Origin of the sequence: Amycolatopsis rifamycinica (assembly GCF_000695625.1) — a bacterium.
Lineage (GTDB): Bacteria > Actinomycetota > Actinomycetes > Mycobacteriales > Pseudonocardiaceae > Amycolatopsis > Amycolatopsis rifamycinica.
The window spans coordinates 205,004-228,563 of sequence record NZ_JMQI01000026.1 but is presented as its reverse complement, the minus strand read 5'-3'; the positions used below and the strand labels follow the sequence as shown (position 1 = coordinate 228,563).

Sequence of the window (23,560 nt, the reverse complement as noted above, 5' to 3'; positions counted from 1 at the left end):
ACATCCGGAGGCCTTCACCTGTCAGCACGACAGGCCGCCACTGGTCACCTCAACTCGGGACAACGTCCCTGGACATCACACCTAGTAATGCAACGGTACTCGGGTGGCTTGTGGTAGATCATCCTGGTGGTGGTCGATGTGGTGATGGATCGGGTGCATGAGCGGATCGCGGGTCGGTTCACCCGGTCGGAGCCGCGGGGCCGGGCGCGGGAGAATGTGTCCGGGCCGGTGGCGGGGTTGGAGCGGAAGAACGGGTGGACGCTGGCCGAGCAGGCCGGCGAGGTGTCCCCGGACGGGGAGCAGCGGCTGCTGCGCTGGGCGGACTGGGACATCGACGGCGTCCGTGACGACGTTCGCGACTACGTGGTCGAGCACCTCGGCGAGCCGGGCGGGGTGCTGATCGTCGACGACACCGGGTTCCTGAAGAAAGGCACCCGTTCGGCCGGCGTGCAGCGGCAGTACTCCGGAACCGCCGGACGGATCGAGAACTGCCAGATCGACACTTTTTGGCCTATGCCGGTGCTGGTGGGCATGCGCTGATCGACGGGAGCTATATCTGCCCGAGCCATGGATCGCTGACCAGGACCGGTGCCGGCGCGCAGGGATCCCGGAGGGCACCGAGTTCGAGACCAAGCCGCGGCAGGCCACGGCGATACTGGCCCGGGCGTTCGCTGCGAAGGTGCTCTTCGCCTGGATCACCGCCGATGAGGCCTATGGGCAGGTCAAGGACCTGTGATTGTGGCTGGAAGCCCACGACGCGGCCCACGTGCAGGCCACCAAGGTCAACGACACCCTGGTTACCACCGGCGGCCGCGAAGCCCGCGCCGACGAGCTGATCACGGACTTGCCAGCCCGGTCGTGGCGGCGGCTGTCGGTCGGTGCCGGAGCACACGGGCCGCGGGAGTATGACTGGGCGCGGATGCCGATCCGGATCGGCTGGCAGGCCGGGCGGGGGCTCTGGATGCTTGCCCGCCGCTCGATCACCGATCCGGCGGAGATCGCCTACTACGTCTGCTACGGACCCCGCCGCTCGACGCTGCTGGACCTGTCCTGGATCGCCGGCAGTCGGTGGCGGATCGAGGAGTACTTTCAGCAGGCCAAGAACGAGGCCGGGATGGATCAGTATCAGGTCCGGTCGTGGCGGGCATGGTATGCCCACATCACCCTGTCGATGCTCGCCCACGCCTGGCTCGCTGTCTCACGATCTCTTGTCACAAAAGGGGAACCGGTGTCGCCGAGGCGGACATGATCGGGTTCACGCTACCGGAGAACCGGCGCCTGTTCACCAAGCTGGTGTTGCGTGTCGCCGACGCCGCCGACCACATCTGGGCCTGGTCCCGCTGGCGCCGCCGACGACAACACCAAGCACGGCTCAGCCACTACAAACGACGCGGCTACCCACTCACCTAATTGCCGTTGCAGTACTAGGCCTGCAAGTCGAACGCAAGGAAGCTTGTCGGTCCTCCTGGGTGCCAAGGGATAATGCACGAAAGCAGTAAGAGATGTTCGCGCCCGGCGAGCCGACGCCGGACCGGCCATTGCTGGTCGACCGATGCGGCCACCTCTGGTGCCGAACGCCAAGTGGCAGAGATCAGTCGATGCGAATGTCAGCAGCGGCGCGCGGTCGGCTGCGGCCCCAGGCATCCTTCTGGCGGCGGTGGACGCCTTGCCGGCCCGGCCTTTCTTCACGCGTCGGTGAGAGTGGGAATTTACCGACCCGCAGACCATTTCGGACACTCAATTACTCCATGAGGTGCGGGGTGGCTTCAAGCCCAACTCGTGGGAACCTGCAGGTCAAGCTGGGGGTTGCAGGCGTGTAGATAGTGAGCAAGATCGTCCTCGGACACTGGGTTGTATCCCTATGGACACGGATCTTGCTAGTCAACTGACGCATGATTCATCGCCTCGCCGGTGATCGCCTTCCAGCGCATGGTGCGGTTGCCGCTGTTCTGGGAGGCTACGCCCACGTAGGTATGGTCGCTCACTCGCGCGCCGGTTCCAAACTCCGCTCTGCGGATCCACCAGCGAAGCAACGCACGACGGTGAGTCTGGCGGGCCGCTGCATCCGGCTGCTATGTCGCCAGAAACGAGTGGTCAAAGTTCGCTCCCGACTCTTGTATCATGTGAAGTCATCACTTTGCGTAGCGTTACGCCACCGGCGTCTACGCTTTTTCCGGTCGTCGAAGCGCCAGGTAGTGCGGCGTTAAGCGCCCTGAGCTTCACCCAAACGTATTAACGCTCGTCGGTATCGTAGCTATTTCACTGTAACGGACGCGGTGCCGACGGCCGATCTGTGGAGCATGCTGGTCAGTCTGACGCGCGTAGGTGCCACCAAGCAGGGGATCGAGAAGGCGTTCACCGTTCTCGGCGCTGACCCTGCCACGATGGCTCGCGCGTTCGAAAGCGTCAGCCTCGATGTCCGGGGGACGCCGCTCGGTGTCGTCCCCGTCTCCGGGTCTCCGGGGTTGTTCACCCTTCGAGTGCCGCCAGTGTGGCTGGGCACCCGCCGCGGACGGGACGAGGTCTTCTCCGGTCTCGCGGCCGCGCTCGCCGAGCTGTGCCGCGTCACCGCACGCACCGGCGGCGTTCTGGTACCGCCGGGAGTCGCGGTCGGTGACCACCGCGCCGTCTTCGGCGGCGACGTGCACATGATCGAGGTGCTTTCGCCGGTGGAGCAGGAAGTGCTGTGCAACCTGCTGCGCGGCTGGGTGCCGGCGCTCATCGCGGTCGCCGGACACGGCCTTACCTCAGTGGGCCGTTCGCCGGACCGGACAGGTTCCCGGTGGCTGGCCACGTCGAATTCGCACCTCGCGACCAGATTTCTGGCCTCGACCACCCCCGAACACCTCGAACGGGTGAAAGCCGAACTGCGCAGGCGAGACGGTGTCGCTCGGCTCGACCGGATGGACGTGGCACCGGGAGTGCGCGCGGACGGCACCCCGGTCGTGCTGGTGCGTTGCCTCGACGCCGCCGCCACCCTCGCCGGCACCCGGGCGGCTGCCTTGCTGCTCAGTGCTTTGGCGCTGCACGCCCGGCGCCTGGTGCGCGACGGCAGGCGAACCGGCCACGCGCCCCAAAGGATGCTGGAGGAGAACCGTGCACGGGCGATAGCGGACGGCTTGCGCGCCCGGTTCGCGGTCGAAGATTCCCGTGCCACGGGACGGCGAAACCGGCACCGCCGAGCTGCCCGCGACGCGGTGCGTGACTTGCTGCGGGAGGTCGTCGTCGAGTTCGGCAACCTGGAGACGGACGTGGCGGAGATCGCCCCGCTGCTGATGGGCGTCGACCTGCCCGGTCTCGGCGTCCGCGCCGAGATATCCGAACGTGGGTTGCTCGCGCGGTGGGCAGTCTCGGGAGAGGAAACGCTGGTCTCGGAGTGTCGTCGGGCGTTGGGTGATGCCACTCCCGGAGGTCCGCTTCTCGCGCATCTGAACGCGGAGGTGCCGGGCCGCACCTCGGTGGTGCTGGGGTCGTGGCGGGAGCGGATCGAAGGACCGGCGAAACCGCTGCGGCGCAGCCGCCAGGAGGCTCGATGACGGTCGACGTCGAGGTCGTGCTGGACGTCCGTGATCTGCGGGCAGCGCCGTCCACCCCGACGGGGTTCGCCGAGCTGTGGGCTTCGGTCGAACCTGAACTCGTCGGACGTGACATCAGCCGGAAAGCCGTGCACGAGCTGGACGGTGCGGCCGGCCGGCTGCGCCTCGAGATCGTGCGGCTGCCGCCGGGTGCCGGGCTGGTCGGTCCGGACACGAGGTTTTCGATTGTCGCGGTGCGGGAGACAGCCCGGCTGCGCTACCGCTGCACCCACTGTCGCGGCCGTGGCACCTACGGCCCGTTCCTCTGCAAGACGTGCCCGTCCGATGGGGAAAACCGCGTTTGCGACCGGCACGTCGTGATCCTCGACGGCTCGCTGACCGCGACCTGCCCGGACCACCGCCCGGCGTGCCGATGTGACGCACCCGCGACGTTCCGCTGCGCGGGCAAGGCGTGCCGGACGGTGACCGCGTGGTGCGACGCACACCGCAAGCGACATCCACGCGACCACGACCTGAACTACTGCCCATCCTGCTACGACGTGACCTTTCCGCGGTGCGACGAACGGCCCTGTCCGGATCTGGGCAGTGTCCGGTGCGAGCACGTGACCTCTGGATTCCGGCGTTGCGGACGTCGGATGTGCACCCGGCACGCCAGCCGGTGGCAGGTGTTCGGCGGCGAACGCGTCGGCCTGGGCCGGTGCGCCGGTCATCGTGAGGTGCGCAACCTCGGCCCGGAGGACGTGCTCTTCCAGATCGTCGCCGGAGCCGCCTTGCGCAAGCGCAAGGATCGGTTGCCGAGCCTTCAGGGCTTCGCGCACAACCTGCGCGGGGTCGGCATGAACGAACTCGCGCTCGACTTCGCGTGGATCCACCGGACGCTGGCCGCGGTGGTCCGCCGCACCCAGCCGGATGCCGCCGTCTCGGCGGAGGCGATGAAGGCGAAGTCGGAGTGGGACGAGCAGTTCGAGAAGATCAAGGTGACGTCGCAGACAGGGCGGCACCTCGTCGAACAGCTGCGTGGTCTCGTCCCCACAGCCCTCGCCGGCACGATCGAATACGCGGACTACCGGCCCGCCACCCGCCGTGGTGGGGTCGACCGGCCGGCGCTGCTCTTCGTGAAGGTCCCGGAGCACCAGCGCGGTCACTTCATCGGGCCCAAGGGAGCCGCCATCAAGTCATACCGCAGCCGCCTCGGCGTCGACGTGCAGATCGAAGGGGACAGGCGCCGATGACGCGCTCCGTCGTGGCCGACTCGGGATCGCACCGGCTCGCCGTCGTCCCGGGCAGCGGGCCGCTCAGCGGTGACCGCATCGCACTCCCACCGGGGATGGGCGAGGGTCCGTGCCTGATGAGCATCCAGCACGGCCGCCGCGTCATCCGTGCCGCCGTCCACGCCGTGGAGCTCACCGAAGTGCCGGCCGGCCACATCGCCGTCGACGAGGGACTGGCGGAGGCGTGGGACATCGGTCCCGCTGACCAGCCGGGCTGGCGGCTGGACCGGGTGGCGCCGGTGCCCGTGCGGAGTGTCGTGTTGGACCTGCCGACCGAACGCGAGCCGGCCGGCGTGGCCAGGGACATCGCGCACGCGGGACTCGCCGGCATGCCGCTCTGGGTGCCCGGCGGAGACGAGGAGGTGTCGCTGGTCATCGCCGGCGTGCCGTATCGCGTGCGCGAACTGGACGTCGGCAAGAAACGGCAGGTGGTCGCCCGGCTCACCAAAGACACCGAAGTGGAGCTCTACGCCTCCGCCGTGCGTGCCGGGGTCGATGTCGTTGTCCTGGCGGACACCAGCGGATCGATGGGGTTCGTGGACCTGCCGATTTCCACCGAGACGGCGTTGCTGTCGAAGACCACCCGCCGGCGGATGTCCAGGATGGAGGCGCTCAAGCAATCGTTGCGGGAACTGCTGGAAATCCGGCTGCAGGTCTCCGGCCGCATTTCGCGGTTCGCCCTCCTGGAGTTCGATCATCGGGTCCGGCACCGGTTCCCTCGGGACGGTGGCATGGAGCAGCTCGACGCCACCTCACCGGACCAGCTCATCACCGAGTACCGGCAGGCCGTGGCGCTGCTGGCACCAGACGGACGGACGGACATCGGCAACGCGCTGCACGAGGCAGCGAACCTGCTCCACCGCCACGGCAGGCCGGGCAACGACAAACTGGTCGTACTAGTGAGCGACGGTGCGGAATGGACACCGGCGGGCGATGGCGGAACCGGCGAGGTCGTGCAGACCGTCAGGGAGCCAGTGAGCCTCATGGCGCACTTGAACCGGGAACTCGGCATCCGCCTGCACGCCATCGGCATCAGTACCCCGGAGTGGTACCGGCAGGCGGGTGGCGACATGTCCAAGCGGCCCTTGGTACCCGACCACGGGCTCTTGGAAGAGCTGGTCAAGGTGGGCGGTGGCGATCCGACGACAGTGGGTGGGCTGGACGTGCTCGCGGACTACTTCGCGGGACTCGGCGGCGGAATCGTCCACCGGGTCCAGGGGCGCCTCACCGAACCCGCCCGGCCAGGACCGTTGCTCGATCACACCCGTGCCGCACTCGATCTGCTGCGACCCGCAGGAGCCGCGGACTTCAACCAGCGCCGGGAAGACCTGAAAGGACGTATTGCGGAGCTGGCGGGCCAGTGCAACACCGAAGCGCAACGCACCGGTGGCCAGGTGGTGTGGGACGACGGACGCATCAGCATGCTGTCCGACCGCGAGCTCGGCCTCCTCGTGACCGACGACCGGCGCGTGCCCGCGTTCCTGATCGGCTTGTCCGAGGGTTTCCGGCCACCGTCGGCCGACCCGCGGTTCACCGCATTCGTGGCGCTGCTCGAAGAATTCCGGATGCTCGGACGGGGTCGCGCGGTCGACTACGGGCGCGTGGCCGCTCTGTGCGGTACCCCGGTCGACTCCGCCGGTGGGTGCCAGGTCGCCGTCCTGCAGCGGGTGCACGACTGCCTGGGCGATCTGCGCACCGTGCTGGCGGCCGGGCGGGCCGAGCCGCCACCCGAACCGCCGGCCGCCACTGGCGACTTCACCTACCGGGACTGATCTCATGCGCGGTGCGGAAGTGGGGAACCGGCTCGGTTCGGCCGAGTTCCCGGACGACTACGAGCTCAAGGAATGGGCCTTCGACGGTGGCGAAGGCGAGGTCTGGCGCGCCACCACCGCACGACGCGATGGTGACACCCACCACGAGTGGGCGGTGAAGATCGTCCACGACGAACGGCTCAAGGCGCACCACCTGGAGTCCGCCGCCGATGCGCTGCAGCGCTGCTACCTGCGAGCCAAGGATTCCGCACGGGAGGTGAAACAACTCCGTCTGCCCGGTGTAATCGGTGCGTTCGACGTGTTCGTCGGCGGTGAACCGCACCTCCCCGGCGAAGCTGGCGAAAGCCGGGTGCTCTACGTGGTTTCGGAGTGGATCGACGGCGCGAACCTGCCGGTTTGGCGGAAACAGGACGACCGCACCTTCCTCGACGTGTGCGGCGTGGTGGAGGCTCTCGCCCGCATCGTCGATTCGATCACCAACCGGGCGCTGGGCATCATCCACCGGGACATCTCTCCGGCGAACGTCATGGTGGAGGCCCGTTCCGCCGAGGTGAAGCTGATCGACTTCACGTTCGCCGTGCCTGTCCAGAGTGGCCCGGGCACGGTCGTCGTGAACCGGGGTTACACCGCCCCGGAGGCCCGGGCCACCGGGATGGGCAGCGCCGCGGCCGACCGGTACTCGTTCGGTGCGGTGGTCTACTACCTGCTGGTCGGGCAGCCGCCGCCCGAGCACGACGCAGCCAACGGCGGCCGGTCGGCGTTGATCCGCGCGAACTTCCCCGAGACCGTCGCGCGGCATGTCAGCGACCTGCTGGCCGAGGATCCGGCCCGGCGCCCGGTGTCGCTAGTGCGCTGGGCGGAGCAGCTGCGCGGACTGGCCGCCGAAGTCGACACCGGCAGCGGCGAACCCAGCTGGGGAGACGTGGACCTCACGGTCGACGGCACCAACACCGTGCAGGTCGTCGCCGCCGGCACGGCGACCGTGGCCAGTGCACCGCTGGCCACGGGCGCGCTGTGGTCGCTCGTGGCAGACGGGCGCGAGAACGTCCCGCGTACCCCAGCCGCCGTCCGGACGACGTGCGACGGTGCCGGTAACATCGTCCGATTCGTGCTCAGCAGATCGGACACGTTGTCGGTCGGGCGCGCCGGGAAGTGGACGACGGCGGGCGCCGCGGCGCTGACCGGTGGTGTGGCGGTGGTGCGGACCCCGGACGGCTCAGCCGTCGCGTTCACCGTCGATCCGGTGGCGGAACGGCTCACTACGGTGGAGGTTCGCGTCGACGGAAGGGTCGTGCGCAGCACCGGCGGGCCGTATGTGCAGCACGTGCTCGCCGCGGCGGCCGGACCGGACGGCCGGCCCGCTGTGGTGGCCATGACGGCTGACGGTGCACCCACCGTGATCGGTGCGGGCGATCCGGTCCGGCTCGCCAGGCAGGAAGTGTCGGTCGCGGGTGTCTGCGTGACTTCGTGGGGCGAGCTGCAGTGCCTGTGCGCCAAGGCCGGCACCCGGGAGATCGCGGTGTTTGAGCAGCTGTACGGCAGGTGGACCGAGATGGCGCCGATCAACCCGCCCGGTTCGGTGACCGACCTTGCGTGCGTCGGACGCCGCGGTGGGATCTCGATGGCGATCGCGGGCGACAACGGGCTGTGGATCGCGACGGAACAGGACGGCGTGATCGCGAACTGGCAGCGGCTGACCGCCGAACCGGGTCACCGGGTGGCGCTCGAGGTGGGCGCGGCCTGGAGGTTGCGGCTCGTGGCCGTGGTCGACGGCCAGGTCGTGGTGGCCACCGAGGACGCCTCCGGTTCGTGGTCCCGAGGTTTGAAGGTGCTGTAGAAGATGGAGGCATCGTGTTCATGGAGTACGTGTATCTGTCCCACGCGAAGCTGGCGGAATTTCTGCCGGTCGAGCAGCGGTGGTGGTCGCGGATCAGGGCGAAGAAGTTCGCCGCCAAGGCCGGCGCGGCAGGAGCGGAGGTGTCGCTGGAATTCGAGCCGGTCGAGGCCGCCGCGTCCACCGCGCGGCTGGAGAAGATCCGCGACCACATCGGAGAAGCCGGTCGCTGGTTCGAGGAGCCCGGGTTGACACCGGGGGAGTGGGTATTTTTCGAAGGGCGGATCGGCTACCAGGCGCTCGAGGGTGGAGCTGTCCTGTTCTGCCAGTCCGGCGAGCTCAAGCCGTCCGGCAACCGGATCGTGCTGCACGGAACGGCGGCGCACCTCATGAGCACGACCGCGGCCGCGACCCCATTGTCGTCGGTGCCCCCCGGTGGGTACTCGAACCAAGGGGGAGCTGTCGCCGTGCTGGCAGCCGCGCTGGGGCGGCCCGAAAAGCTCGAGGTCGCCGAGCGGCAGTTCTGGCGCCGGTTCACTGGTAACGCGCCGGAGCATCCGTTCGCGGGCCCGGGGTCCCTCACCCGGCACGTGGAGACCCTTTTCGAAGAGGTCGCCTGCACTGATTGGTTCCGAACCTACTCGCCGTTTCTCGTCGGCTGCGCGCGCGTCTCGGCGGTCGTCGAATCGTCCTCACTGCCGTTCGACGTCGTAGTCGCCTCGCCCCTCTTCGTCCGTCGAGCCAGACCTTAGTGGTCAGTTCACGGCCGACCCGAAGCCCCGCCGATTCGGTTGCCGATTTTCGGGCGATTTTCGGATAGGCGTAACAACGCGCCAGACCCGCGCGATAGTAGACCGCGAGAGCTGCCCGGTCGAGGTAACAGCAGCCTTTCTACGTGTGCATGGGAACGAGGGCAAGTGAGTTCGGTAAACGCGGTCGCGAGCAGGCTCGACGACCTGGCGAGTAAGCCCTCGTACCGCAGTTTCGAGGTGGAACTGAGCCGGCTCGCCCGGGATCTCCGCGCCGGAAACGTCGCGGCGTGGCGCCGGGTCGACCTCGTGGCCTACTTCGACGCCGGTTCGGTGGAGGGGCGTGCGAAGGGCGTGCTCGCCGCGTTGTCGCGGCACGTCGAAATCGTCCGGAACGTCCTCCTCTTCACGCCCTTGTTCTTCACCTGGGTGGGCATCTTCGCCGCGGTAAAGGCGTACCGGGAGTTGCTCGGGGCCCCGTGGAGCGAACAGGCGCCGTTTCAGGAAGCGTCGTTCCTGCAACTGTGGACGAGGGGTTTCGGCGACCGCACCTGGTGGACGCTGGACCACGTCGCGATGTGCGACTTCATCGCGCTGGCGGCGGTGATCACCACGTTCCTCGTCGGCTCCTGGATGCAGAACCGCACAGCCGACACAGAGGAGAAAGATCGCAGAGCGAATGTGAATGAGCTGCGCTCGGCGCTCGTCGACGCCGGGTTGTCGCTGCGGCAGGAGAGCACCGAGCTGGTCGACCGGATCAGTTCGAGCTTGCGCTCGCTGTTGCCCGAATGCCAGAAGACGGTGCAGCAGTTGGTGACGGCCCAGCGGGAGATGAGCAGCCTCGTCACCGACGGCAAGGACAACATCGCGCTGATGGCGCGAGCCGCCGGTGAACTGGCGGTCAGCAGTACGACGATCGCGGCGAGCGCCGAGAGCATGGACGGCCCCACCCGCCAGTTGGCTGAGCACGTGCACGACATGAAGGCGACAGCCCAGGACCTCGTCACCAACCTCGGGCACGTCACGACCGGCGTCACAGCTGCGCGTGACGGCATGTCGGATGTGGTCAAAGGGGCCGGCGACCTCAGCCGCGAGCTGCGTGAGGCTTACACGAACCGGATCGAGGAATTGCGAGAGGAGTCCACCGTGCATGCCGCGACGGTGGGGAAGCTGACCAAGTCTCAAGAGGAGCTGAGCCGCTCGATCGAGTCGGGACGGGCCGGAGTGGCGCAGTGGCTGCGCGGCGCCGAAGCGATCGCCGCCGGCGGAAGCGGCGTGGCGGACAGCGCCCGTGAGTTCCGGGAGAACGTCGACGCGCTGCGGGATGCGTCGCAGGAGTTCGATCGGACCGTCGGTTCGATGGTGTCCGGCACCGAAGCACTCGCCACCCAGCTTCCTGCGGCGCAGAAGGGCGTCCTCGACGTCCTCGCGGCAGTGACTCAGCTGAGCAAGAAGCTCGACGGCGTCCACGAAAGGCAAGAGCGGCTCACGGCGAACATCGCCGCACTCGCGGACAACCCGCAAGCCGCGGCGAGTGCGGCGAAGCGCACCGCGGAGACGGCCCGCGATGCGGAAAGAGCGTTGCGGGAGGCGGTCGAGGCGCTGCCTCGTCAGATGGACCAGCTCCGCGTCGCGATGGTGGCTGCGTTCGACCGCGAGCTCGAGCACCGCAGAGCTGCGGCGGACAGCCTCGGCGCGTCGGTCGGCCGGTTCAACGGTACGGCGGGGGAAACCGCGCAGGCTCTCCGGAACGCGGTCGAGGGCCTGCGGTCGGCACCCACGCTGATGCTGCCGGAACTGCGGACGGCTTCGCAGGATCTGGCGGACGCACTCGAACAGTCCCGCAGCCTGGTGACGGAACTCGTCGCAGCCAACGGCCGGAAGCCGCGCGGGCGGTTGTTCGGGCGCGCCACAAAGGGCGGACGGTGACCGGCGATGGCTGGAGGGAAAGGCCGTGGCGCCCAGGTCGTCGGCCTGGTGGGCTGGATCTTCGCGGACACATTGCTGGTGCTGGTGGTGATCTTCCTGGCTACCCAGACCGGCGGCGCGGTGCAGAAGCCGCCGGCTCCGCGCGCCACGCCGACGACGACGGCGACACCGAAACCGGTCACGCGCGGCGTGGACAGCGGGTTCGTCTGCTTCCGGGTCACGACCAACCCGGCCCTGCTCACCGGATCGCCGTCACCGCAACGCGACGAGCACCTGAAGGCGATCGAGCGACAGGTGGGGGACAGGTTGGCGCAGCCCGACTTGAAGGGCAGGCGCGCCGGTGTCGTGCTGTCGTTCGGTGTCGCGGAACAACCACAGGTCGGCGTCGCCCGGGCGAACGCCTTCAACGCCGAAATCCTGCCACGCCTCGGCGCGTTCGCGACCCGCGACGACCACGGCCCGGTCGCCAACCGCGCCTTCTGGGGCGGCAACCCGAAGGCGGGCAAGTCCGACGGCGTGATCACCGTGAACGTCTACCCGCTACTCGAAACCGGGCAGGAACCGCTCGCCGGTCCTCCCCCCGAGGACTGCTGACCTCAGGAGATGTGCTTTGACTTCAACCGACTTGCCGGGCGGTCCGATTTCGCACCGACCCCTTCGGTTCTACTGGATGCTGGACGTGTCCGGCTCGATGGCCGGAACGAAAATCGGCCAGCTGAACCACGCGATCCGCGAGGCGTTGCCGTTCATGCGAGACTCCGCCGACGAGAATCCACACGCCGCTGTCGAGGTGCGCGCGATGACCTTCGGCACCGGTGCCCGCTGGATGACTCCGAACCCGGTGCCGCTCGCCGACTTCAGTTGGACCGACGTGACCATCAACGGCATCACCGACATGGGTGCCGCGTTGAAGCTGATGGCACAGGAGCTTTCGGTCGGCAGGATGCCCGACCGCGGTCTGCCGCCGGTGTTGGTCCTGGTTTCCGACGGCCAGCCCACCGACGACTTCGTGTCCGGGCTCAACGCCTTGCTCGCTGAGCCGTGGGGAAGACGCGCCGTCCGGATCGCGATCGGTATCGGCGATGACGCTGATCTGGACGTCCTGCGTCGGTTCATCGACCACCAGGAGATCGAGCCGCTCGAGGTGCACAACGCCGGTGACCTGGTCCAGTTCATCAAGTACGTCTCGACGGTCGTGCTGAAGTCCGCTTCGGCGCCCGCGAGCCAGCCTGCGGACAGCACGCTGAACGGTACTCCGCCACCACCTCCTCCACCGCCGCCCACGACGGTCGACGACGATCAGGTGTGGTGAGCTGGGTGGGGTTCTTCAAACAGCCGGCGCAGAAGGTGGCAGGGCACAGGCTCGGCTTCTGGCAGGCCGCGCACCTGTCGATCCAAGGCGACAAGCACGTCCGGGACGGCTCACCGTGTCAGGACGAAAGCGACAGCAGGGCGCTCGAGGACGGGGCTTGGGCGTACGTGGTGGTCGCGGACGGACACGGTTCCGACCGGCACTTCCGCAGCGACCGGGGATCCGCGCTCGCCGTGGCCGCCATGCGGGACACCTTCCACGCGTTCCGGAACAGGGCGCGCGACCTCGGTGAGCCCGGGATCGACGAGCTGGCCCAGCTCTGGGAGATCGAGGCCGGCGAGGTCGTAGCGAGGTGGCGGGCCAAGGTCCACGCCGACCTGGTGACGCGCCCGGCCCAAGTGCCGGGCAAGACCGAAGGCGAGCGCGGATTGGTGCGCTACCTCGACGACTTCGCCAAGCGCAACGGCTACGCCCAGCTGGAGATGTTGTTCTGGCAGTTGCGCCGATTCGAGGAGTACGCGCGAGGAGCCATCTCGAAGGAAGCGGCTTTGCTCGGCCCATTGCCGTACTTCAACGATCCTGCGTGGGACCAAGCGAAGTTCGGGGGGTGGCAGGCGAAGGCCTATGGCACCACGGTGCTCGGCGTGCTGATCGGCCCGGATTCACTCCACTGGGTGCAGCTGGGTGATGGTGCGATGGTGCAGATCGTCGGCGGCGAGGCGACGTACCTCGTGCCTCCCCCGCCCGAAGCGCTCGGCAACCTGACTCCGTCATTGTGTGACGAAGACGCGCAGCAGGAGCTGCGGTACGGTACCTCGTTGATCCGCAACGGAAAGATCCCGTCGGCAGTCCTGCTGACCACCGACGGCGTGCCCAATTCCTTCGCCGAGATCGGTGGGTTCTTCGCCTTCTGTCAGGAGCTGGCGAAGGCGGCTCCGGATCTCACGCAGCGCTTGCCGGGGTGGCTGCGCGAAATGTCGCGCAAGGGCAGCGGCGACGACGTCAGTGTCGCCATGGCATGGCTGACGGAGCTGCCGGCGAAGCGGCACGATCCGCCGGTCGAGGTGCCGTCGGATCCCCACGAGAACACCGGCGAGATCGTCGAGGCCACCGCCGAGCCCGTCGACGAAAGGGGCGGCGAAGAGCTGGACATCCAGTGTCAGGCGACCCAAGGCGGGCGTGACCCCGGAACCGGCCGTCAAGTCGTCGAAGGCGACGACGCCGGGCCGCTCGAACCAGGACATCCGGTCGAGGCTGCTGACGGACCAGGGAAGGGAAGTGACCGCGGTGTTGAAGACGGGCGATGAACTGCACTGTGAATCCGGTGCGCTGGTCACGGTCGGCGAGGTGCTCGGCGCGGGTGGTCAGGGTGAGGTGCGGGAATGCCGGATGAGCGATGGCCGGGCAGTGGCCGTCAAGTGGTTCAACCCGCAGTTCCAGACCGGTGAGCTGCGCGAAAGCATCGCGATGCTGGTGCGGGAGAAGGCGCCGTCGGCCCATTTCCTGTGGCCGGAGGACATCGTCGTCCGGGCGGGGGAATTCGGGTACCTGATGCCGTTGCGGCCGGCCCACTATGCGGGACTGGCGCAGGTACTCGGGCGCAAGGTGACCATGGGCTTCCGTGAGATCGTCCGTGCGGCGAGCCACACCGTGGCGGCCTTCAAGGCGCTGCAGGCCAAAGGACTGTTCTACTGCGACATCTCCGATGGCAACCTGTTCGTCGACCCGGCCACCGGTGACATCTTGATCTGCGACAACGACAACGTCGGCTCCAGCCGCACGGCGCCGCGGGTGTTGGGCACGCCGAGGTTCATGGCTCCCGAGATCGTTCGCGGCGATGCGAAGCCCTCCGCGCTCACGGACAGTTTCTCGATGTCCGTCCTGTTGTTCATGCTGCTCATGAACGACCATCCGCTGCAGGGGGCGATCGAGTCGAAGATCCACGTGCTGGACGCGCGGGCGATGCAGCAGATCTTCGGTACCGACCCGGTGTTCGTCTTCGACCCGGACGACCGGCGCAACCAGCCGGTGCCCGGGATGCACGACAACGCCCTGACGTTCTGGTCGCTGTACCCGTCGGTGCTGAGCAGGATCTTCATCCGTGCGTTCACCGCCGGCCTGGCCGATCCGGGCAAACGCCCGACGTTCGGAGAATGGGAAGCGGTCCTCGCGGCCGTCTCCGACGCGATCTATTCGTGCAGCGCCTGCGGCAGGCAGAACTTCTACTGCCGTGAGAAGGCGGATGCGGCGTGCTGGGGCTGCCGGCGGATGCTCGTGAAGCCGAGGCGTCTGCTGATCGGTGGCCGCACCACCGTCGTGGTGGATCCGGAGACCAAGTTGTACGCCCGTCACCTGACCAAGGGCAGTGCAGCGACACCGGGCGATGTGCCGGTGGCTGAGGTGGTGAAGCATCCGACTCGGGACGAGTACGGGCTGCGCAACCTGACCGATCGTCAGTGGTTCGCCACGCCGAGCGGTTCGAACACCGCGCGATCGATCGGACAGGGCCAGTCGATCAGCCTGCTGCCGGGGACCCGGATCGGCTTCGGCACCCAGGACGCCGTTGTCGAGCTTTAGCGGTCCGTGTCCTGCAGGTCCCGCGTGGTTCACGGGACCTGCAGGGCGACCTAGAGGTCCCCCTGCGCGGTGAGCGACTGGATCTGGCCGCTCGGTGTCCCGAAACCGGGGCAGGGTGCCCATTTGCAGAACCATTCGGGGTCTCCGCCGACCCAGCAGCTCAACCGGTCGCACAAATTGCATTTCACGAACGAGTCCGCGTGGCACCGGGCGCACGCTGCGACGCCTGGATCAACTCGAATGGTGCCGTTGATGGTGGTTTCTGCATATTTTTCCCTCTGGGCAGAGGTTTCGTCGATGTTGAATGTCCACGTCACATACCATGAATTGGGTCGCTCCTCCACGCGAAGTCCGAAGAGTGCGGCGTCACGTCGGCATCTTGCGATCAAGACTTCAGCTCTCATAGTGTCATCGTAGCCGATGAACGCCAATTCTTCATGCATCGTTTGCGGTGGACGTCTTGGGTTTGCGTGGCTTGTAGACCACTTTGACGAGCAGATTTGTCAGAAATGCCGAGACGGTCGGCGGTGCTGGAGTTGCGCGGCCGTCACCGGTGGAACGGGAGTGCGCGCCGAGATCGTTCTTCCTGACGGCCGGAGTCGATGTGCCCGGTGCTCGAAATGGGCCGTCGATCGTCAGGTGGACGTGGGTGCCGTGGTCCGCACCGTTCGGCCCCTGCTGCATTCTTACGGTATTCGCCTCCCCAACCAGGTACGTGTGGAACTCGTCGAGCCAGGCATCCTTCGTGCGGGAACGGGCGAAGGCTTTGTCGGTGAGACGGTCGTGGAGCAGAGACGGCTGCGCGGCGTGAGTGGAGTGCAGAGCATCAAGGTGGTGTCCGGGATGCCCGCGACCCGATTCGGTCACGTCGTGGCCCACGAAATGGGCCATGGCTGGCTGACCCGTTGTCCGGGCGACCGCTCGCTTACCACGGAGGAGGGTATTTGCGAACTGATCGGCAGCTGGTGGCTGCGACACCGTGGCGGCCGTCTCGCCGCATACTACCTCGAGCAGATGTGGCAAAACCCCGACCCGGTGTACGGCGATGGTTACCGGTCTGTGTGCCGCAAGCTGGGGTCCTTGAGCCCGGGCGAAGTGGTGCGACGGGTAGAGACGACGGGACGGCTCTGACTTAAGGCTGCGTCGTCGGCAGGCCGAAGCCGTTCTTCGCGGGTGCGGAAGCTAGTGAGCTGATCGCTGTCGTTCGGAGACATCGACGTTTTCGGGATGTGGGTCTGTCGGCGATTCAGCGGGTGCCCCAAAAGTCCGCGGGATGACCTCTGCTCGTGATAGACGGTTGACGGTGTTCGGTCCGGGGCGGGGGCCAGCGCTGGTTTCTTTGGAAGCGCCGCGGCACCGCTGGTGGCAGGGTGTTGCCGCGCTGGAGGAATGCATGGTCCACCGCTCGCAGTTGTCCGTTCGTGGAGACCAGCGGGCCGGTGAAGCCTGCGGTCGGCGCCGCTTCGATGACGCACAGGTTCTCGACCACCAGAACAACGGAGTCGGCCCGGCTGCGGGACTAGCGGTCAGACCGAAGGCGTGAGGGCACCAATCGCCGCCCGGTCGAAGCCGCTAGCTGTCGGCGCCGGTATACGAAGCTCGCAGGTTCGGTCCCACAACTGATGTCGAGAGCCGGTGAGCGAGCACGCCGAAGCCTCACGGTGGCGTCGTGGCTGTTCCCACGGAAAGGTTGGGATCGTGGCGACAGATGATCGAATTCGTGTTCGGTGTGGATTGCGACGCCGACCCCGCCAACGCCGACGAGCGAAGAATCTCGTGACCCACGGTAGCGCGCCTCTGTCCCCTTGCGGCAGACTCCCGCCCGGCCCCTGCGTCGTCGCCGACCGCTGGGCGACGCGAGCGATTCCAGGTATCGGTCTCCATTACCGGCCGCAGCGACTACCGCTGCACCCGGCGACCGTGTGCACGTGGCTCTTCGGTCGCGGCTGGTTCGTGGGTTGGGTGCTGGTGTGGTCGTGGCGGCAGCGGTAGGTCGGGCGTCCGTGGTTCCAGTGTGAGTCAGCCGTCGGTTACAGACCCCGCAGTGGATCAGGCCGGCCAGGGCGAATCGGCGATGCTGACCATCGCTGGCTGTGCGGGTCGCCCCGATCTGCTGTGCGGCGACGAAGTCCTGGACCGTGACGAGAGCCGGATGCGCAAGCTTGGTGGACAGTGCTGGTTCTGAAACTGGGAGTAACGCGGGTTCGCGAGGATGACGGCGACGGTGCGTAGCGTTCAGGCGCCGCGGGTTCGGTGGCGGTTGCGGCCCGGGTCGGCACTGGACGGGCAGGGGACACCACCCTCGTTGAGCTGCCGGGCGATCCTGTGCCCGGCCAGGCGTTGCCGGAACATCGAAGGCGGTCGAACAGCTCACCGCGCTCGGGTTCTCGCAGTACGAGGCCCGCGCGTACATCGGCCTGCTCGGTGGCGAGCCGATGACCGGCTACGCCCTGGCCAACCACACGAAGATTCCGCAGCCGAAGGTCTACGAGACGTTGCGGCGCCTCGAGGACAAGGAGGCCGTCATCCGCGTCGGTGAGGAACCGGCTCGGTTCGTCGCCGTACCGCCGAGCGGCTCATGGCGAACCTGTCGGAACGGCTGCGCACGCGCGTCGCCGAGGTCGAGCGGAGCCTGGCCGAATTGGATCAGCCGCGGCGGGAGCACCACGCCCACGTGCTGCCCGCCCTGCCGGACTGGGACGCCGTCGCGGCGGGGACCGAAGAAACGCTCGGGGGGGCGGAGAAGCACGTCTACCTGTTCACCCGCGCCGAGCACCTCGCCGGATTCGCGAGCGCCATCAAGGCGGCGCAGGACCGCGGCGTGCGATTCGATCGAGCTGACCGGCGGTCGGGTCCCACCGAGCCGAGTCGCTACCGTCCGTGACTGCCGGTGCTGCCTGGTCCCGGATGAGGCGGACGACCTGGTGGCCGTCGTCGAGCAGGGAGCGGGCGAGGCGGAGCCGATGAGTCCGGTGTTGATGCTTGAAGTTTCAAACATTCGGTGGTGTGTCTTGCGCCGCTCGGATTGAATTGCCCTCGGGCGCGTTCCGGCGCGGCGACAGCGGGCTCACCGGGTGCACTGAATCCGGCCGCCGCTTGGGTGGCCGGGCCGGTGGGACGTGCTGTCGTCCCACCGGCCGGGTCGGCGTTGCGGTCAGGAGGTGGCGCAGCTGACGCCGTTGAGGGTGAAGGCGTCCGGTGTGGCGGTGTTGCCGGTATGGGTGGCCTGGAAGCCGATGTCGGCGGAGTCGCCGGCGGCGAGTGTGGCGTTGTAGGAGACGTTGCGTGCGGAGATGGGACCGCTGGAGCCGGTGTAGGTCGCGTTCCAGCCGTTGGTGAGGGTTTGGCCGCCGGGCAGGGTGAACGCGAGGGCCCAGCCGTCGATGGCGGTGGTGCCGCGGTTGGTGACGTGGATGCTGGCGGTGAATCCGTCGCTCCAGGAGTTCATCGTGTAGCCGACGGAGCAGGCGCCGGACGGGCCGGGGGTTCGCTGGTCGGCGTGGTGGTCGGGGTCGGTGGTTCGCTCGTCGGCGCCGTGGCGAAGGTGATGTTGGAGACGTAGCTGTTGATGTTCCAGCTCGCGTCCGGGTCGGTCCGGCTGGTGACGGGGTTGCCTTGGACGGTGAAGTTGGTGAAGTGAACGCCACTGATGTTGATGGTGGCGTTGCGGCCGCGAAGGCTGACCACCTTCTTGACGTCCGAGGAGATGTTGGTGAAGTAGGCTTCGCGGATCGTGGCGATGTTCTTCGCCGTGCGCCAGGACGGCGGACTGTCCTCCTGCAGGTCGATCAGGTTGTCGGTTTGCTCGACCCGGACGTTTTCCCAGCGGGTGTTGGAGACGACGGCGGTGCATGAGGCGGATCGGGTCGGCGGACAACGCAAGCTCGCGGTGGCGCAACGCACAGCGGACGACGTTCCAGGCCGTGGTTCGCGGGCGCCCGGGCACCGACCAGCGGCTCCCCCGGTATTGAGCGATTTGACAGCTGAATTTTAGTGAAAAGATTCGTTGGACCGAATGCTCAGGCGGGCGAATACTGATGGCCATGGACCCTGGTCTTCGCGAGCTGCCAGACGCGACGTCCGGCCCCGCGGAGGAGCCCGGGACGCCGGAGTGCGTGCGTCTCCTGCGGCACTTCGGTGTCCGGGCTGTCGTGCTGGCGTTCGTGTCGTGCCTGACCGGGATGACGACGGTGGCCCTGTGCCTCACCATCGCGGGGCTGGTCCTGCTCTACGCGCCGGTCAGGGCGAAGTAGCGAGCAGGTGGTCCAGCAGCGCCCGCGCGGCCGGGTTCGTCAGCTCCGACGCGCGGCCCGCGAGGTGGACGGCCCGGTCGAACCCCGGTTGCTCGATCCGGGCGAACGGGAGGCCGGACTTTTCGGCGACCGGCCGCGGGACGATGGCGATGCCGAGACCGGCCGCCACGAGCTCGACCAGCAACGGCATGTGGGTGGCCTCGCAGACCCGGTTGTGCTTGATCCCCGCGGTGGCGAAGCGCCGAGCGGTCATCGCCTGGATGCCGCTGCCGCTGAAGTCGACGAACGGCTCGTCGTCCAGCTCCGCGAGCCTGACCCGGCGACGGCGCTCCAAGCGGTGTCCTGGGTGACACAGCAGCACCAGGTTCTGACCCCAGCGGGCGAAACTGTGGAGCTCGTCCGATAGCGGTTCGTCGCCCGCGAGGAAGGACAGGTCGAGTTCGCCGCTCGCGACCGCCGCGGCCAGGTCGGGCACCGTGCCGTCGCGCACGTGGATGCGGACGCCGGGGTGGCGCAGCCGGAATTCGCCCAGCTTCGCGGGCAGGTTCACCACCGTCAGCGTCTGGATCGTGCCGATGGACACCCGCCCGCGCGTCAGCCCGGCCACCGCGGACACTTCGCTCCGCGCCGCGTCGACGTCGGCCGCGATCCGATGCGCCGCCGGCAGCAGCGCCCGTCCGGCCTCGGTCAGCGCGACCCGACGGGTGGTCCGCTCGAAAAGCTGCGTCCCCAGCTCGGCTTCGAGCTTCCGGATCGAAGCACTCAACGCCGATTGGACGATGTGCGCCCGCTGTGCGGCCCCGGTGAAGCTCCCGGTCTGGACCACGGCGAGGAAGTGCTCGACCTGCCTCAGCTCCATTGAGCGATGCTATCGCCGGGCGGCCTGCTCCGCTGGAGTCGCCGCTCGCCGCACCGACGCCCCGGTCGCGCGATTCGACCTCCGCGAGGTGCCTGCCGACCGCATCCCGGACCTGGTCCGGCGGGCCACGAGCGACCACGACGTCGGCTCACCGCAGGCTTGGCAGGTCACGATCGTCCGCCTGCCGGCCGAGATCACCGTCCGCGCCACCGTGACCGGCCCTGGGGGCAGCGACTCCCTCGTCCTGCCGCCTCGATGATCAGCCACCCCCATGGCGACCGGCGCATCGAGCTCGACCGGGTCGCGGCCGTCCACGCACCTCAGCGGCTGGTGGTCTGGGTCGTCTCCTGGAGCCGGCCCGGCCCGCCGCGCGGTGGTCGCCCAGGGTGAGGACCGCGCTCGGCGGCACCTTCCGGCTCACCGATCGGCGGCGGCCGCGGAGTTCGCGGTCGCCGCCGCGGGATCAGGTGCGGGTCCACCTCTGGTTGGTGCCGCCGTGGCAGTCCCAGATGATGACCTTCGTCCCGTTGGCGGTGGCGCCGCCGTTGACGTCCAGGCACCTGCCCGACGCCACCGCCGTCACGCTGCCGTCGGAGTTGACGCGGAACTGCTGGTTGCCCTGGCCGTTGCAGTCCCACACCGTCACGGCGGTGCCGTTGGCCGTGCCTTGGTTGGAGACGTCCAGGCACTTCGCGCCGTCGTAGGCGCGCAGCTCACCGGCCGCGGTCGTGGTGAAGCGCTGGTTGGTCTGGTTGTTGCAGTCCCAGATCTGGGCCAGGGCGCCGTTGGCCGGCGTGCTGCCGGCGATGTCCAGGCAGCGGCCGGAGTTCTGGCTCACCAAGGAGAACGACGTGGGCGCGGGGCCCCCACCCCCGCTGACGACGTACACCGCGGTGCCGTGCGCCGGGACGCTGGCCGAGATGGCGCCGGACGTGGTGGTCGTGCCGTTGGTCCAGGCGTCGCGCAGCGTGAACGAGCTGCCCGACAGGCCGATCGCGCTCGCCGTGGTCGAGACGGTGGTCGTGCCGCCGCCCTGGTTGAACAGGGCGACCGCGACGTTGCCGTTGGCCAGCCGCTTGGCCAGGACGCGCCGGGTGCCGTCGTTGGAGACCTGCCTGGCCTGCAGGCCGAGGCTGTCCTGGTTGATGGCGATGAGGTTCGCGTTCTTCAGGATGGTCGACGTGGCGGCGTCCATGTTGCGCAGGTCGTTGCCCGCGATGAGGGGCGAGGCCATGACGGCCCACAGTGCGAAGTGGCTGCGCATCTCGGTGTCGTTCATGCCGCCGCGCCCGACTTCCATCATGTCCGGGTCGTTGAACCCGCCGGGCGTGGCGTAGGACGCCAGGGGCACGGTGACGTTGACGATGTTCTGGATGCCCATCGGGTAGCCGTTGGTCTGCCCGGTGTCCCACTTGTTGGTGATGTCCTCGGTGGTGCGCCACATGTTCGCGACGTCGCCCCAGTTGCGCCGGGGTCCGGTCTTGTCGTGGATGCTGTTGGAGTTGATGCTGTAGACGATCGGGCGGCCGGTGGCGCGTAGCGCGTCGCGCATCTTGGCGAAGGTGCGCACCTGGTCGTCGATCGTGCCGCTGGGCGAGCACCAGTCGTACTTGAGGTAGTCCACGCCCCAGGCCGCGAACTGGCGGGCGTCCTGCTCCTCGTGGCCCAGCGCCCCGGTCGAACCGGCGTAGGAGTTGAAGTACTGGGCGCACGTCTCGGCCAACGGCGCCTGGTAGATCCCGAACTTGAGGCCCTTGCCGTGGATGTAGTCGCCGAGCGCCTTCATGCCGCTGGGGAACCGGCTCGGGTCGCCTTGGAGGTTGCCCGCGGAGTCCCGGTTCGGGTTCATCCAGCAGTCGTCCACCACGACGTACTCGTAGCCCGCGTCACGAATGCCGGAGTTGACCATCGTATCGGCCATCTGCCTGATCAGCGCCTCGTTGATGTTGCAGCCGAACGTGTTCCACGAGTTCCACCCCATCGGCGGTGTGCGCGCCACCCCGTTGTCCAACGCCTCCGCGGACGACGTATGCAGTACCGTCGTCATCGCGGAGATCAGCACGCCTGCCGCCAACAGCGTTGCCGCTCTGCGAGGACGGGGAAGTCGTGTTGCTGTCACCCTGATCTCACTCCTCGGTGCGTAGGACGTTCCGGCTGCCATCCCTGCTGCCGCACGGCCGGGCACAGCTCTGCCCGTTGCTCCGGAATTCCGGTTTCGACAAATTCACCGGCGGGCTGTGGCGCAGCGGCTTCCGTCAGCGGCGCAGGCTTCGACCGAGACAGTCTGGCACTCAATGTTCACGCTCACAAGAGCGCTCCTGTAAGAAGGTATGCGGCAATCCGGGTGAACCACCGTTCGGGAAGGAGCCCTCGTTCAGTACTGCAACGGCAGTTGAGTGAGTGGGTGGCCGCGGCGTTTGTAGTGACTGAGGCGGGCTTGGTGTTGTCGTCGACGGCGCCGACGTGACCGTGCCCGGATGTGGGCATGGCCCAGCGATCGCGTCCTGGACGGGATGAGGACCAGCCCGGCGACGAAGGTCGTCAGCCCGACGCCCTGGGCCGCCGTGCCGACCTCAGCCACGCGAACGGCAGTGGCAGCACGGTGAGCGCGCTGCCGGCGACGACCACCGACGACGTTGACCGAAGCCATCGCCCACATCCGCGACAAAACCGGTGAAGGCGCTATGCGTCGGTTATCCTTGCGCCGTCGCGTTGAGTTCGCTGATTCTCGCCGCGGCGAGGCGGACCTTGGCGACGATTCTGCGCTCGGCCTGCGGGGGAATGTGGGAGACGAGGCCGACGACACTGACCGCCCCGGCCACCTCGCCTTCGTGGACTCCCCAGATCGGCGCCGCGATTCCCATGACGTCCGGATCGAGTTCCGAGCGGGACACCGCGTACCCGTCGGACCGGATCCGGTCCATCCGGGCCAGCAGAGCGTCGACGTCGGTGATCGTCTCCTTGGTGAACCGCTTCAGCTCGGCCTTCTCCAGCTCCAGGACGCCGCCGGCTCGTCGCGAATGACCAGGCGAACCGCCAAGGGGACCGGTCTGGGTGCCTCGCCACGGTCAGGAATCATCGTATGAAGCAGCACCGGGTAGCGGCCGGGCGGCACGGTTTGGGTGAATCCGATCGGTTCCCAGCGCCTTTCCGGGGCGACCACCTCGCCCGAGGGCAGCGACAGTTCGGTTCGCAACGGCTCCGCGACGGTCCCTGACCGGGGCGGGACTCTTCGGGCAGCGCAGGTCGCCGAATTTCCCGCACGCTTGCCGCGGTCGAGGCCGGCCGTATACAAGTCGAAACAAGTCCGGGTTTCCGGTCCGGTGGTGTGTCCGGAAGCGAGGTTCCTGAATGTCCGAGCAGGTCGATGGCCGACCGTGCGGCTGTTGCGCAGCCGGGGCGCGGATCCGGCGTGGGGACGCGCCCTTTACGGCGCGCTGCAGCCGACTCGCCCGCCACCACCCAACC

General features: G+C 68.0%; 20 protein-coding genes and 2 pseudogenes. 17 read left to right on the top strand and 5 right to left on the bottom strand.

Annotated features, from left to right (window positions below):
* The first annotated feature begins 144 nt into the window (after positions 1-144).
* The 15 genes and pseudogenes from DV20_RS43435 to DV20_RS46515 all read left to right on the top strand — a co-directional run bounded on the left by DV20_RS43435 (position 145) and on the right by DV20_RS46515 (position 17,864).
* Positions 145-1,249: pseudogene (locus DV20_RS43435) on the top strand (IS701 family transposase).
* Positions 1,250-2,300: 1,051 nt separating this feature from the next.
* Positions 2,301-3,536: a hypothetical protein gene (locus tag DV20_RS12925; protein ID WP_152603701.1), complete on the top strand. Its 1,236-nt coding sequence runs from the start codon at positions 2,301-2,303 to the stop codon at positions 3,534-3,536.
* Complete coding sequence (locus tag DV20_RS12920; RefSeq protein ID WP_043779797.1) at positions 3,533-4,768, top strand: KH domain-containing protein; 1,236 nt, start codon at positions 3,533-3,535, stop codon at positions 4,766-4,768. Before DV20_RS12925 ends, DV20_RS12920 begins: the two co-directional genes overlap by 4 nt.
* Positions 4,765-6,579 (top strand): vWA domain-containing protein, encoded by a 1,815-nt coding sequence (locus DV20_RS12915; RefSeq protein WP_043779795.1) that lies wholly within the window; start codon positions 4,765-4,767, stop codon positions 6,577-6,579. The genes DV20_RS12920 and DV20_RS12915 overlap by 4 nt, the downstream gene beginning before the upstream one ends.
* Positions 6,580-6,598: 19 nt before the next feature.
* Complete coding sequence (locus DV20_RS12910) at positions 6,599-8,416, top strand: serine/threonine protein kinase (RefSeq protein ID WP_160169724.1); 1,818 nt, start codon at positions 6,599-6,601, stop codon at positions 8,414-8,416.
* A gap of 20 nt (positions 8,417-8,436) precedes the next feature.
* The gene (locus DV20_RS12905; protein WP_268747414.1) at positions 8,437-9,165 is read left to right on the top strand and encodes an SAVMC3_10250 family protein; all 729 of its coding nucleotides are present in this window, start codon (positions 8,437-8,439) and stop codon (positions 9,163-9,165) included.
* A gap of 165 nt (positions 9,166-9,330) precedes the next feature.
* Positions 9,331-11,091 (top strand): coiled-coil domain-containing protein, encoded by a 1,761-nt coding sequence (locus DV20_RS12900; RefSeq protein WP_043779789.1) that lies wholly within the window; start codon positions 9,331-9,333, stop codon positions 11,089-11,091.
* 6 nt (positions 11,092-11,097) lie between these two features.
* Positions 11,098-11,685 (top strand): hypothetical protein, encoded by a 588-nt coding sequence (locus DV20_RS12895; protein ID WP_152603700.1) that lies wholly within the window; start codon positions 11,098-11,100, stop codon positions 11,683-11,685.
* A gap of 76 nt (positions 11,686-11,761) precedes the next feature.
* Positions 11,762-12,403, top strand: coding sequence for a vWA domain-containing protein (locus DV20_RS12890; RefSeq protein ID WP_051735956.1), 642 nt, complete (start codon positions 11,762-11,764; stop codon positions 12,401-12,403).
* A 5-nt stretch (positions 12,404-12,408) separates the two neighbouring features.
* Entirely contained in the window at positions 12,409-13,710 is a 1,302-nt protein-coding gene (locus tag DV20_RS12885; protein WP_160169723.1) for a protein phosphatase 2C domain-containing protein, read from the top strand.
* On the top strand, positions 13,682-14,980 hold the full coding sequence (locus DV20_RS12880) for a protein kinase domain-containing protein (protein ID WP_043779781.1): 1,299 nt from the start codon (positions 13,682-13,684) through the stop codon (positions 14,978-14,980). Before DV20_RS12885 ends, DV20_RS12880 begins: the two co-directional genes overlap by 29 nt.
* A 564-nt stretch (positions 14,981-15,544) precedes the next feature.
* Positions 15,545-16,111 (top strand): protein DA1, encoded by a 567-nt coding sequence (locus DV20_RS12875; RefSeq protein ID WP_160169722.1) that lies wholly within the window; start codon positions 15,545-15,547, stop codon positions 16,109-16,111.
* Between the two features lie 913 nt (positions 16,112-17,024).
* Positions 17,025-17,165: a hypothetical protein gene (locus tag DV20_RS45510; protein ID WP_160169721.1), complete on the top strand. Its 141-nt coding sequence runs from the start codon at positions 17,025-17,027 to the stop codon at positions 17,163-17,165.
* A gap of 196 nt (positions 17,166-17,361) precedes the next feature.
* A pseudogene (locus tag DV20_RS47325) lies at positions 17,362-17,538 on the top strand (helix-turn-helix domain-containing protein); the annotation flags it as partial.
* A gap of 20 nt (positions 17,539-17,558) precedes the next feature.
* The gene (locus DV20_RS46515; RefSeq protein WP_043779776.1) at positions 17,559-17,864 is read left to right on the top strand and encodes a hypothetical protein; all 306 of its coding nucleotides are present in this window, start codon (positions 17,559-17,561) and stop codon (positions 17,862-17,864) included.
* Between the two features lie 270 nt (positions 17,865-18,134).
* On the opposite strand, the gene DV20_RS46175 is transcribed toward DV20_RS46515, so the two are convergent.
* Positions 18,135-18,428: a cellulose binding domain-containing protein gene (locus DV20_RS46175; protein WP_043779774.1), complete on the bottom strand. Its 294-nt coding sequence runs from the start codon at positions 18,426-18,428 to the stop codon at positions 18,135-18,137.
* The gene (locus DV20_RS46170; protein WP_200876407.1) at positions 18,425-18,883 is read right to left on the bottom strand and encodes a hypothetical protein; all 459 of its coding nucleotides are present in this window, start codon (positions 18,881-18,883) and stop codon (positions 18,425-18,427) included. The genes DV20_RS46175 and DV20_RS46170 overlap by 4 nt, the downstream gene beginning before the upstream one ends.
* A gap of 140 nt (positions 18,884-19,023) precedes the next feature.
* Here DV20_RS46170 and DV20_RS46165 point away from each other — a divergent pair, with 140 nt between their 5' ends.
* Positions 19,024-19,233 carry a hypothetical protein gene (locus DV20_RS46165; protein WP_200876406.1) on the top strand — a complete coding sequence of 70 codons (210 nt, stop codon included), beginning with the start codon at positions 19,024-19,026 and terminating at the stop codon, positions 19,231-19,233.
* On the opposite strand, the gene DV20_RS12850 is transcribed toward DV20_RS46165, so the two are convergent.
* The gene (locus tag DV20_RS12850) at positions 19,220-20,092 is read right to left on the bottom strand and encodes a LysR family transcriptional regulator (protein WP_043779766.1); all 873 of its coding nucleotides are present in this window, start codon (positions 20,090-20,092) and stop codon (positions 19,220-19,222) included. The two genes, DV20_RS46165 and DV20_RS12850, sit on opposite strands and share 14 nt — an antisense overlap.
* A gap of 88 nt (positions 20,093-20,180) precedes the next feature.
* On the opposite strand from DV20_RS12850, the gene DV20_RS45500 reads away from it, so the two are divergent.
* Positions 20,181-20,351, top strand: a complete 171-nt coding sequence (locus tag DV20_RS45500; RefSeq protein WP_160169720.1) for a hypothetical protein — start codon at positions 20,181-20,183, stop codon at positions 20,349-20,351.
* Positions 20,352-20,555: 204 nt separating this feature from the next.
* Here the strand turns inward: DV20_RS45500 and DV20_RS12845 are convergent, their stop codons facing one another.
* Together DV20_RS12845 and DV20_RS12840 are read right to left on the bottom strand one after the other, a co-directional pair.
* Entirely contained in the window at positions 20,556-22,139 is a 1,584-nt protein-coding gene (locus DV20_RS12845) for a glycoside hydrolase family 27 protein (protein ID WP_152603698.1), read from the bottom strand.
* A gap of 646 nt (positions 22,140-22,785) precedes the next feature.
* A complete protein-coding gene (locus DV20_RS12840; RefSeq protein WP_268747413.1) occupies positions 22,786-23,085 on the bottom strand; it encodes an IclR family transcriptional regulator domain-containing protein in 300 nt (99 codons plus the stop codon).
* Between the last annotated feature and the right edge of the window lie 475 nt (positions 23,086-23,560).

Coding starts and splice junctions, on each gene's coding strand:
- DV20_RS46515 (WP_043779776.1), top strand. CDS start 17,559: ATGGCGAACCTGTCGGAACGGCTGCGCACGCGCGTCGCCGAGGTCGAG.
- DV20_RS12850 (WP_043779766.1), bottom strand. CDS start 20,092: ATGGAGCTGAGGCAGGTCGAGCACTTCCTCGCCGTGGTCCAGACCGGG.
- DV20_RS46165 (WP_200876406.1), top strand. CDS start 19,024: ATGGACCCTGGTCTTCGCGAGCTGCCAGACGCGACGTCCGGCCCCGCG.
- DV20_RS12915 (WP_043779795.1), top strand. CDS start 4,765: ATGACGCGCTCCGTCGTGGCCGACTCGGGATCGCACCGGCTCGCCGTC.
- DV20_RS12890 (WP_051735956.1), top strand. CDS start 11,762: ATGCTGGACGTGTCCGGCTCGATGGCCGGAACGAAAATCGGCCAGCTG.
- DV20_RS12845 (WP_152603698.1), bottom strand. CDS start 22,139: ATGACGACGGTACTGCATACGTCGTCCGCGGAGGCGTTGGACAACGGG.
- DV20_RS12895 (WP_152603700.1), top strand. CDS start 11,098: ATGGCTGGAGGGAAAGGCCGTGGCGCCCAGGTCGTCGGCCTGGTGGGC.
- DV20_RS46175 (WP_043779774.1), bottom strand. CDS start 18,428: ATGAACTCCTGGAGCGACGGATTCACCGCCAGCATCCACGTCACCAAC.
- DV20_RS12920 (WP_043779797.1), top strand. CDS start 3,533: ATGACGGTCGACGTCGAGGTCGTGCTGGACGTCCGTGATCTGCGGGCA.
- DV20_RS12905 (WP_268747414.1), top strand. CDS start 8,437: ATGGAGTACGTGTATCTGTCCCACGCGAAGCTGGCGGAATTTCTGCCG.
- DV20_RS12925 (WP_152603701.1), top strand. CDS start 2,301: ATGCTGGTCAGTCTGACGCGCGTAGGTGCCACCAAGCAGGGGATCGAG.